The organism is Gemella sp. zg-570 (assembly GCF_018866345.1).
In the GTDB taxonomy this organism is placed as follows: domain Bacteria; phylum Bacillota; class Bacilli; order Staphylococcales; family Gemellaceae; genus Gemelliphila.
Window position 1 is genome coordinate 95,936 of the sequence record NZ_CP076443.1, and the last position, 11,709, is coordinate 107,644.

Genomic DNA, 11,709 nt, shown 5'->3' on the forward strand with positions numbered 1-11,709 from the left:
TAAAAATATTTTGTTCGTATTTTTAATAAAAAATAAATATTATTTTCTAAATGTATGTATTTATGTTATAATAACCTTGTATAAAATATACAAAATATAATTTATAAACTTAAAAACAAACTTTTAAAATTTATATTTACTAGGAGAAAATTTATCATGACAAAAAGACGTGCTTTACTTAGTGTATCGGATAAGAAAGGATTAATTGATTTTGCTAGAGGTTTAGTTGAGCAAAATTTTGAACTTGTTTCTACTGGCGGAACTTTTACCGTTCTTAAAGAAGCTGGGATTGAGGTAAAACAAGTATCAGATATTACAGGATTTCCAGAAATTATGGACGGGCGTGTAAAAACTTTGCACCCAGCAGTACATGGAGGTATCCTAGCTAATCGTAGTTTAAATCACCACTTAGACGCTATTAAAGAACATAATATTAAACCTATTGATTTAGTCTGTGTTAATCTTTATCCCTTTAAAGAAACTATTGCAAAAGCAGATTGTACAGAAGAGTTAGCTATTGAAAATATTGATATCGGCGGGGCAACCATGTTACGTTCAGCTGCGAAAAATTTTAAAGATGTTATTATTGCTGTTGACCCTGATGATTATTCGGTAATTTTAGAAAAAATTGCTAGTAAAAGTGATGATTATGACTATCGCAAATCTTTGGCTGTGAAAGTTTTTGACCACACTGCAAGTTATGATAGACAAATTGTAAATTATTTTGTTGATGATAATATTGAATTAAGCTACACAAATAAAAAAACTTTACGCTACGGAGAAAATCCTCAGCAAAAAGCATATTTTTATAGCGACAAAAAGCCTGCTGCTAATACAATAGCAGGAGCTAAGCAGTTGCAAGGAAAAGAATTATCATATAATAATATTCGTGATGCAGATGCGGCCTTAGAGGTTGTAAAAGAATTTTCACATCCAGCAGTTGTAGCCGTTAAACACATGAATCCTTGTGGTGTTGGAGTTGGAGAAAATATTTATGAAGCCTACACTAATGCTTACAAGGCTGACCCAGTTTCTATTTTTGGTGGAATTGTTGCCCTTAACGAAGAAGTAAGCAAGGAAATAGCAGAAGAGATGGTAAAAATATTCTTAGAGGTAATTATTGCTCCTAGCTATTCTAAAGAAGCCTTAGAAGTTTTACAAGTTAAACCTAATTTACGACTTTTAGTGTGTGAAACTACAAAAACACAGGCTGATACCTTGCAATATGTTTCTGTTTCTGGGGGTTTACTAGCCCAAACAGTAGATAGTTTAGGCCTAGCAGATGCAGAATTTAAGGTTGTAACAAAGAAAAAACCTAGTCTTGAAGAGGAAAAAGCATTTGAACTAGCTTGGAAAGTAGTAAAACATGTAAAATCTAATGCCATTGTTTTGGCAACGAGTAAATCTACAATAGGTATCGGTACCGGTCAGATGAATAGGGTTGGTTCTGCAAAAATTGCCTTAGAAAAATTAGACGGGCAGGCTAATGTTGTTCTTGCTTCGGACGGATTTTTCCCTATGGGAGATACGGTAGAACTAGCAGCTAAATTTGGCATAGGTGCAATTATTCAACCTGGTGGTTCTATTAAGGACCAAGATTCAATAGATGTAGCAAATAAAGAAAATATTGCTATGGTTACAACGGGCATAAGACATTTTAAACATTAATATAGGAATTTATTATTAATTATTTAAAAATTATTATTTTAAAAATAAATTTTTTCCAAAAGGAGTTTGTGTATGAAAGTATTGGTCATAGGACGTGGTGGACGTGAACACGCACTTTGTAGAAAAATAAAAAAAAGTAAAAAAGTTGCTGAGGTATTTGTTGCACCTGGTAATGACGGCATGAGAAATGATGCAACATTAATAGATATTACAGAATTAGATTTTGAAAAATTAAAAGATTTTGTAAAAAAAGAAAAAATTGATTGGCTTATAGTTGGTCCAGAAGAACCTTTGGTTAAGGGAATTTATGATGAATTAAGTCCGCTAGTTAAAGTTTTTGGTCCTGATAAGTACACGGCACAAATGGAAGGGTCTAAGTCTTTTGCTAAGGAAGTTATGACAAGATTTAATGTACCCACAGCCGCCTATGAAGAATTTACAAATTTATCTTCTGCCTTAGACTATGCAAAAAATTCTAAGTATCCTCTAGTAATAAAAAAAGACGGTTTGGCAGCTGGTAAGGGTGTGGTAATAGCTAATAACTTTGATGAAGCAGAGGAATGTTTAAAAAATTTTTATGGTGAAGAGATTTCTTGCAAGATTGTTATAGAAGAATTTTTAGATGGAGAAGAATTTTCTTTGATGGCATTTGTTAATGGAGAGATAGTTATTCCTTTTGATGAGATTGCCCAAGACCACAAAAGAGCCTATGATTTTGACAAGGGGGCTAATACTGGAGGTATGGGAGCATATAGTCCCGTTCCTCAAATTAGCAAGCAGGCTCGCAAGCAGGCTATTGATGAAGTCTTACTTCCTGTGTGTAGGGGTCTTGCTAGTGAGGGAACTTCTTATCATGGTTTCTTGTATGCAGGACTAATTGCTAGCCAAGACGGTGTTAAAGTAATTGAATTTAATGCAAGATTGGGCGATCCAGAAGCACAAGTTTTACTTGAAAAAATGGATAGCGATATTATGGAAGTTATTGAAAAAATTTATAACAATGAAGAAGTAAAATTAAAATGGTCAGACGATGCAGTGTGTGGCGTAGTTTTGGCAGCAGAAGGGTATCCAGCGTCTTATCTTAAAGGAATTGAACTAGAGAATTTTACTTTAAAGGATACTTGCTATGTAGCTGCCTTAGAAGAAAAAAATGGGACTTGGTTTTCAAATGGTGGCCGTGTTTTATTAGTTTGCGGACGTGGTAAAGACATAAAAGAAGCCAAAGCAAATGCTTATAAGGAAATTGATAGCCTATCCTTAAGTCCAAAATTATTTTTTAGAAAGGATATAGGAGATAAGGCGATAAAATAAATTTTGATTTGTAAGTATAGCAAAAATAAATAGCTATTTAGTGTCGGAATTTTTTAATATAAATTTTAATTTTAACCTAATTGAATATGAATTTTAATTGCTGCTAGAAGTTTTAAAACTTTTAAAATTGAAAATATAACTCAAGATATTCACTACATATCTTGAGTTTTTATTTTGTAATTTTCTATTTTATTTTTTAATTTTATAAACTTAGATATATTTTTAATTTTAAAGTTTATAAATATAATTTTTATACTATTAATATAGCAATAAAATATCCTAATTATTTATAATATTGTTAAAAATAAATAAGACGCAAGTTATATAAAAAACAAAAAGATAAGTTTTATTGAGGTAGGTAATACGGGGACTGCTATTCTTGCTGGAATTATAAAAAAAAGATTTGGTTAAATTTCATTGAGTGAATTTGATATAAATGTGAAAAAATTATAAAGTTTAGCTTTTATAAGTGCTGTAATAGAGGGTAATAAATGCTACTAAAAAGAGAACAGACTTGAGTGAAAATTAATTTTTACTTTTTATCTAAAAAATAAAAAATAACATAATAAATTTATATTCTGTTTTTTATTGAATTTGTTTTTTATATTAAATATTACTAAAAAATAGTGCAGATTTTTTATCTGCACTATTTTTATTTTTAAATTATGCTTCTAATGCTGCGTATGCATCGTTAAGAGTTTTCTTAAGAACATCAGCAGAATGTTTCATTTTAGCTAATTCATCTTCTGTAAGTTTTAATTCTACTACTTCACGAACACCTTCACGACCGATAATAGCAGGTGTACCGATATATAGACCTTCTACTCCGTAGTGACCATCGCAGTATCCAGATACAGCAAGTTCAGTATTTTCGTCACGTAAGATAGCTTTTACTATTGTCAATAATGAAATACCGATTGCATAGTATGTAGCACGTTTACGGTTGATAACTTCGTAAGCGGCACGCATAACTCTTTCTTCAATATTTTCAAAATCAGCTAGAGTAAATTTATTAGTTGATTCTAAGAATTGATTGAATTGTTTTCCGTAAACATAAACGTTAGACCAAGCGGCGAATTGAGTATCACCGTGTTCACCTAAGATGTAACCACGAACACTGTTAGGAGCTATATCTAATACTTCACCTAGCATGTAGCGGAATCTTGAAGTGTCAAGTGTTGTTCCAGAACCAACGATTTTGTTTTTAGGGAATCCTGTGAATTTTTGTAATGCGTTAGTTAATACGTCAACAGGGTTAGAAGCTATAACGATAACCCCGTCAAATCCAGAAGCTACGATTTGCTCAGACATGTCTTTAACTACCTTCATATTTTTGTCAACAAGGTCAAGTCTAGTTTCACCTGGTTTTTGAGGTAGTCCACCACAGATTACAATAACATCTGCATCTGCACATTGTTCATATCCACCTGATGTAACTTTAATAGGTGGAACTAAAGCTCCAGCATGGTTTAAGTCCATTGCTTCACCTTCTGCTTTTTCTGCGAAGAAATCAATTAAACCTAACTCTTCGCATAAACCACTTGAATATAATTGATATGCAAAACTCATACCTACCATACCAGCACCTATTAAAACGACTTTTCTGTTTTTAGCTTTCATAGAAAACTCCTCCATTATTATAATTATAAATTTTTATTTTTTGAAAATTAATGAAATTATTAATTTCCTTATGAATTAATTATAGCACATTATTTTTAAAAAAGAAAGCGAAATCAAAAAAAAGATAAAAATTTTTTAAAATAAAATAATGAGTTTAAATTTTATGCTTTTTACTTATTTTTTCTATTTAAAAAATGAAGCTAATTTAATTTTACTTTATATAATTTATATAAGAAAATTTGGTAATATTCGAAATATATTTTACTTGAGATAAAAAAATGGTTTATAATAAATTTTTATTTCTTAATACTAGACTTTATAAGTTTTATTTGTTAGAATTATTATATTGATGAAAAGGTTTCAATTTTACAAATTAAATATTAAATAAAACAAGATTGAGGAGTGATTATATATATGGGAGTATCAACGATTTATGACGTTGCCAAGGAGGCTAAGGTTTCTATGGCTACTGTATCTAGGGTTGTTAATAATAATCCTAATGTTAAAGAAGCGACAAGAGAGAGGGTAAAAGAAGTAATTAAAAGACTTAAATATACTCCGAATGCAGTTGCAAGAGGTTTGGCTAGTAAAAAAACTACAACTATTGGGATAATTTTACCAGATATTTCAGACTTGTCTTCTTCTGAAACGGTTAGTGGAATTGAATCAGTAGCCAATATGTATAAATATAATGTTATTTTAGCTAATTCTACTAGTAGCAAAGAAATAGAACGTGATATTTTAAATTCTTTTATGAGTAAGCAGGTTGATGGAATTTTATATGTGGGAGATTCTATGCCTGAAAGCACTAAGTCTTATTTAGAAGATTTGGACGTACATTTAGTTTTATCTGGGAATATAAGTACAGATAATAAATTTTATTCTGTGAATATTGATTATGAAAAGGCTAGTTATGATCTAACAAAAGAATTTTTAGAAAAAGGTCGTAAAAAAATTTCCTTGATAATTAGTTCCTACAATTCTCAAAAAGCTCAGCGTATTATTAGTGGTTATAAAAAAGCTCTTTCTGAATTTGCTATGGAGTTTGATTCTAGTCTAATTATTGAGGGTTATAAAACTTATAAAGATAGTGAAAAACAAGTTTTTGTACGTTTGAAAGATTTAGGGGCAGAAGTAGCAATCACCATGTTTGATGAAGCGGCTTTAGCAATCTTGCATCAAGCACAAGATTTTAAAGTTGCAGTTCCTAAAGAGTTAGAAATAGTTTCTTTTGAAAATACTAAGTTGGTAGATATGACAAGACCAAAAATATCAACAGTATTCTGTCCGATATTCGATATTGGAGCAGTATCTATGAGAATTTTAACAAAAATTATTGATATTGAAAAAGCTAAGAAAAAAGATAAGGAATTTGACGAGGGAGACTTAGAAGAAATTAAGGCTAATAATAATCAACTATTCCTACCACATAGAATTATCCACAGACAAACAACAAAATAATAAATTATCTAAGCCCCAGCAGAATTTTTGCTAGGGCTTGTCTTATTTTAATAAAAATAAATTTAATAATCTAATAAGTAAAATAAAAAATTTTTTGAAATTACAATAAAATTTGAAAAATAAGAGTATAATAAAAAACAAGGAAGTTAAATTCCTTGTTTTTTATTAACCTAAAACTCCGTATAATTAATTTATATATTTTATTTAAATAAAAAGCTAACAAGACCTTAAACTATTTTTCTAAAGTATTGCTAGTTTTTAGAAATTTATGAATATATACCTACTTAATAATAGCTAGTTTTTTATTCTTTAGGTAGTAGTAAGTAAATATCAGGGAAAGACCAGTAACTAGCCAAGTAGCTAAGTCAGCAAGACATATTGCTAAATAACCGTAAGTTCCTGTGAATAAAAAAACGACGATTACTCGCATAAGTAGTTCTATTATACCTGCAAACATGGCAGTTATAGCAAAACCGTAACCTTGTAAAACATTTCTATATAGTATTAGGAGTGCTAAAATAGGATAGCCCCAAACTACCGTATGAAAATAAGTAGTCGTAGCTTTTATTAGTTCTGGATTTTTTTCTTCTGTAAATAAGTTTGCGACCTGTTCACCAAAAGTTATTATTAAAAATGCAGCAAATATACTTATAGCAACAGAAATTAGGGCTGTGTAATTTACCCCTTTTGTAATTCTTGTGAATTTTTTTGCTCCGAAGTTTTGGCTGGTGTAGGTAGCCAAGGCACTACCCAAAGCCACATAAATATAGAGTACTATATTTTGAATACGAATTGCAACGCTAAATCCTGCTATGTGTTCTGTTGAAAAACCATTTAAAAAACTTTGAACTACAATTACACCAATTCCTGTAAAAGAAAACTGCATACCCATTGGTATACCCTGTAAAAGTAAATTTTTTAATAATTTTTTTTCGATAATTTTTTCTTCTTTTTTAATTCTTAATTGAGGGTATTTTATTATTATAAAGATGTAACAAGTTATGGCAGCTATTGTTTGACTAATAATAGTTGCAAAAGCAGAACCAACGATACCGTATTTTAAAATTGCTACAAAGATATAAACCAAGCTGGCGTTACTAACAACAGAAATTCCTAAAAATATAAGGGGTGCAAAACTATTTCCTATACTTCTTAATATTCCAGCAAATAAATTATAAAATAAATTGGCGATACATCCCAAATATAAAACAAGTAAAAAATTGTGAGTCATATCAAATAAATTTTCGGGAGTATTCATAAGTTTTAAAAAGTAGCCGTTAGTAAGTGATAAAATCATACTAAAACTCAAACCGACAATAATACATAAAATAATAGAATTATAGGCATATTTTCTAAATTTTACAAAATTTCCTGCACCGAAACTTTTAGCCATATTAATACTGAAACCCTGGGTAATACCGATAATAGAACCTATAACAACAAAGCTGACAGTAGAAGCAATACCTATAGAAGCAAGAGCCTCTTTTCCGACATACTGACCTAAGATTATCGAGTCAATAATTAGGTAGAGATTTTGCATAAGTCCACCAATAAAAATAAACAAAGCAAAGTTTAATATTTGTGGCAAAATTTTGCCTTTTGACATATCATTCATAAGCTACCTCCAATAAAAAGCACTCAATAATTTTATACCTAATAACAAATAAAATCAATAGTAAAATAGGATAATAAGAATTTTATTAAATAATTATTTAATTTAAAACTCTTTCAAAGTGAAATTATTACATTTGTCATATTTTTTTATTATATCCTGTACTGAAAAATAATTTTATTTTTTATTACAATGTTTATAAGGGATAAAGCAAGGAGGGAAATTATGTTATTATCTGTTAAAAATTTAAGTAAAAAAATTGGAGATAAGGAGATACTAAAAAATATTTCTTTTGATGTGAAGGCTGGTGAGTGCCTTGCCCTGATAGGACCTAACGGAGCAGGAAAAACAAGCCTGTTCAAACATTTATTGGGTCAAATGCAGGCTTCAAGTGGGAGTATCAGAATAAGCAATAAAGAAGTTTCGGATATAAGTTTAAAAGAAGAAATTGCTATTTTGGGGCAAGAAAATTCTGTGCCGAAAAAGTTAAAAGTAAGAGAATTAATTGAGTTTTGTCAGACCATTTATAAAAATCATCTTTCTTTAGCTGAAATAGATGCCATTTTAAATTTTTCTTCGGAACAAAAAAATCAGTTGGTTAGTAAATTATCCGGAGGTCAAAAGAGATTTTTATTTTTTATTTTGAGTTTGATAGGCAAGCCTAAAATTTTATTTTTAGATGAACCAACTTCTGCCATGGACACTGAAACTCGAATACGTTTTTGGGGAATAGTTAATGACCTAAAATCAAAGGGTATGACAATTATTTATTCTTCTCATTACATAGAAGAAGTTGAACACACAGCAGAGCGTATTTTGGTATTAAATAAGGGAAGTTTAATAAAAGATACAAGCCCCTACGCTTTGAAATCTGAAGACTTAGAAAAAGAATTTACTATTCCTAGCAAATATCTACCGCTTATAAAAGAAATAGAATTTATTAAAAACTTAGAAATTAAAAAAGATAATCTTGTTTTTAATACAAAAAATGCAGATGAGATTTGGAATATTTTAAAAAATTCTTGTAGTCTGAATGAAATAGAAATACAAAATCGAACTTTACTAACGGCAATATTTGAAAATACAAAGGAGGAAAAATAAGATGACTAGTTTTTCAGCTTTATTAAAAACAGAGTGGCTTTTATTTAAAAGAAATTTATCATTATTTATTATGGGAATTGGTCTGCCTGTCATGATATTTCTACTTATGTCGTCTATCTTGACAAAATCTTATCCAGCAGAGATTATTCCCAATGTAATAAAATATATTATGATAGCAATGTGTATCTATTCTAGTATTTCTTTTTCTATAATATCTTTTCCTATGATGGTTGTTGAAGATAGGAATACAAAATGGTTTGATTTTTTAAGTATGAAACCTATTAAGATTTGGCAGTATTATCTGGTTAAAATTTTAAGAATAGTGGCTAATTTTGTTATTGCTATAATCTTTGTTTTTTCTATCGGTTACCTTGTTAAGGGGGTAAAACTTTCTGCTAGTGAATGGTTGATTTCTTTTCTAATTATTCTATTTGGTTCAATTTGTATGATGGGAATTGGTTTTTTATTAACACTGGTAAGAACTTCTGAACAGGTTGCAGCTTTTAGTAATATAATACTTATATTTTTATCCATGATTAGTGGCTTGTGGTGGCCGATAGATACTTTTCCAGAATTTTTACAAAAAATAGCAAAATTAACACCGACTTATCATATCAATAATATGGCAAATGAATTTTTAAATAAAAAAGCCTTTGCTAGTAACTCATTTTTCGTCTTAATAGCCTATTTTTTCGTCTTAGTTTTTATTACCCTACTACTAAGAAAAAGATATAGGGCTTAGTAAGTTTATTGTGGTATAATTTAGGAAAGAATTTTTTAAAGAGGTACTTATGAATTTATTTTCTGTCTCAAAAGAAAAATACAGTTTAATGTTTTATATTTCTTTATTTTGGCTAATTTTTCCTTTTTACTACACCTATACAGGTGATTACCCTGCTTATATGTTTTACTTAACAGTTATAATGGGATTTTGCTATATCGCTTCACTCTATCTAGAAAATAAATTTATTTCTTATCTTATGTGGAGTTATATGTGCCTTTATTCTTTGGCTAGTGCTTTAATTTTTTCAGTATTTAATAGTATGATGTTTATTTATCATAGTTCTCTGATAAATTATAAGTATAAGGATACCAATATAAAATCTTTTAGACACCTTAGTTTTTTTCTCTGTATAGCCATAATTTATATAAATTACAGCTTATTAAGTAATGCAAAATTTTATGAGCGTTTTGTTGGTCTTGTCCTAGTTACGCTGTGTTTAATTATGCACCTATCCGCTAGACTTAATATTTTAACGGCTGAGAAGGAATATGAAAAATTAAAACACAATGAATATATTAATAATCTTCTTGCAGAAAATGAAAGAAATCGTATAGGTCGTGATTTGCATGATACACTGGGTCATGTTTTTGCAACTTTGAGCCTAAAATCAGATCTAGCCATAAAATTTTTGGAAAGAGAAAAATACCTAGAAGCTAAACAAGAAATAGCAGAATTTAATAGCATAACAAAGGATACTTCAAAACAAATTCGTCAGATAATAAATAATCTAAATTATAGAACTTTAGAAGAAGAACTTTATCTAACCAAAGAAATTTTAGACTTGGCAAATATAAGATTTGAAATTCATGAAAATTTTGCTAAGGGCAACCTATCTCCGATAGAACAGTCAACACTTGCTATGGTACTAAGAGAATGTATCAATAATATTTTAAAACATAGCGAAGCAACTTTTTGTAAAATAACTTTTCAAGAAGATGTAAAAGAATTAGCCTTTTATATAGAAGATAATGGTAAGGGTTTTGGGAATTTGACTGGTAAAGAATTAAAAAGTATTAAGGAAAGAATAATACTAGTAGACGGTAAGGTCGCAATAGAAAATATAAAAAATCCGACACAGATAAAAATAACTATTCCAAAAGGAGTAACAAAATGAAAATATTACTAGCAGAAGACCAAAGTATGTTAAGAGATGCCCTAGCCAAACTTTTGCTTTTAGAAGATGATGTAAAAAATGTTATTCAAGCAAGTAATGGTGTAGAAGCCCAAGACTTATTAAGCCAAGATAATTTTGATGTTGCAATACTAGATGTAGAAATACCGGTCAAGACAGGTTTAGACGTCTTAGAATATATCAAAGAAAATAATATGGCTACCAAGGTAATTATCGTTACAACCTTTAAAAGAAGAGGTTATTTCCAAAGGGCAATAAAAAATAATGTTGACGCCTATGTTTTAAAAGATAGGTCAATAGAAGAATTGATGACTACTATCAGGAGAGTTTTGCAGGGAAAAAAAGAATATTCACCAGAACTTATGGAAAATATTGTTTTGTCTGATAATATTTTATCAGCCCAAGAAATAAAAATATTATTGCTTATTGAAAGTGGTTTGAGCAATAAAGAAATTGCTAAAAAAATGTATCTGTCAGAGGGAACGGTAAGAAACTATATTTCTAATATTCTAAATAAACTTGATGCAAGTAATAGGCTAGCAGCTCTTAATGTGGCTAAAGATAGAGGATTTTTATAAACTTTAGAATGGCGAAAATTTTAAAATTATTTTAAATATAAGTTATCTTTATAAAAACTTTAGAAAAAATGCAAGAGTAAGAAATTATTTCTAATATTCTAAATAAACTTGACGCAAGTAATAGACTAGCAGCTCTTAATGTGGCTAAAAACAGAGGGTTTTTATAATTTTTAAAACGGCGAAAACTTTAAAAATTATTTTACATATAAGCCAAGGTCTAGCTAATATTTTATAAATATAAAGATATATAATAAAAGGCAAAAAATTCTACAAGGTGCAGAGTTTAGCAAAAACACTTTACAAGTTTCAACATAAATATTATTTCATTCACTTAAAAATTTAAGATATAATTTACTTTATAAAAAACTACCGATTTTATAAAAATCTATAAAACAAGGACTGAACTTTATCTTTTTATAATCAATACTTTAAGAATTGTATA

The 11,709-nt window shown here is 29.2% G+C and carries 9 protein-coding genes; 7 read left to right on the forward strand and 2 right to left on the reverse strand.

Annotated features, from left to right (window positions below; genetic code table 11):
* Positions 1-156: 156 nt before the first annotated feature.
* On the forward strand, positions 157-1,668 hold the full coding sequence (gene purH / locus KMP11_RS00440; RefSeq protein ID WP_216279895.1) for a bifunctional phosphoribosylaminoimidazolecarboxamide formyltransferase/IMP cyclohydrolase: 1,512 nt from the start codon (positions 157-159) through the stop codon (positions 1,666-1,668).
* 72 nt (positions 1,669-1,740) lie between these two features.
* Entirely contained in the window at positions 1,741-2,979 is a 1,239-nt protein-coding gene (purD, locus tag KMP11_RS00445; protein ID WP_216279896.1) for a phosphoribosylamine--glycine ligase, read from the forward strand.
* A gap of 663 nt (positions 2,980-3,642) precedes the next feature.
* Here purD and KMP11_RS00450 read toward each other — a convergent pair.
* The gene (locus tag KMP11_RS00450) at positions 3,643-4,599 is read right to left on the reverse strand and encodes an L-lactate dehydrogenase (RefSeq protein WP_215755850.1); all 957 of its coding nucleotides are present in this window, start codon (positions 4,597-4,599) and stop codon (positions 3,643-3,645) included.
* 414 nt (positions 4,600-5,013) lie between these two features.
* On the opposite strand from KMP11_RS00450, the gene KMP11_RS00455 reads away from it, so the two are divergent.
* Complete coding sequence (locus tag KMP11_RS00455) at positions 5,014-6,060, forward strand: LacI family DNA-binding transcriptional regulator (protein ID WP_216279897.1); 1,047 nt, start codon at positions 5,014-5,016, stop codon at positions 6,058-6,060.
* A gap of 280 nt (positions 6,061-6,340) precedes the next feature.
* Here the strand turns inward: KMP11_RS00455 and KMP11_RS00460 are convergent, their stop codons facing one another.
* Positions 6,341-7,675 carry an MATE family efflux transporter gene (locus tag KMP11_RS00460; RefSeq protein ID WP_215755848.1) on the reverse strand — a complete coding sequence of 445 codons (1,335 nt, stop codon included), beginning with the start codon at positions 7,673-7,675 and terminating at the stop codon, positions 6,341-6,343.
* 222 nt (positions 7,676-7,897) lie between these two features.
* Here KMP11_RS00460 and KMP11_RS00465 point away from each other — a divergent pair, with 222 nt between their 5' ends.
* The 4 genes from KMP11_RS00465 to KMP11_RS00480 all read left to right on the forward strand — a co-directional run bounded on the left by KMP11_RS00465 (position 7,898) and on the right by KMP11_RS00480 (position 11,267).
* Positions 7,898-8,773, forward strand: a complete 876-nt coding sequence (locus tag KMP11_RS00465; RefSeq protein WP_216279898.1) for an ABC transporter ATP-binding protein — start codon at positions 7,898-7,900, stop codon at positions 8,771-8,773.
* 1 nt (position 8,774) lies between these two features.
* Entirely contained in the window at positions 8,775-9,515 is a 741-nt protein-coding gene (locus KMP11_RS00470) for an ABC transporter permease (RefSeq protein ID WP_216279899.1), read from the forward strand.
* Between the two features lie 301 nt (positions 9,516-9,816).
* Positions 9,817-10,671 (forward strand): sensor histidine kinase, encoded by an 855-nt coding sequence (locus tag KMP11_RS00475; RefSeq protein WP_216279900.1) that lies wholly within the window; start codon positions 9,817-9,819, stop codon positions 10,669-10,671.
* Positions 10,668-11,267, forward strand: coding sequence for a response regulator transcription factor (locus tag KMP11_RS00480; RefSeq protein WP_216279901.1), 600 nt, complete (start codon positions 10,668-10,670; stop codon positions 11,265-11,267). The genes KMP11_RS00475 and KMP11_RS00480 overlap by 4 nt, the downstream gene beginning before the upstream one ends.
* Positions 11,268-11,709: the final 442 nt, after the last annotated feature.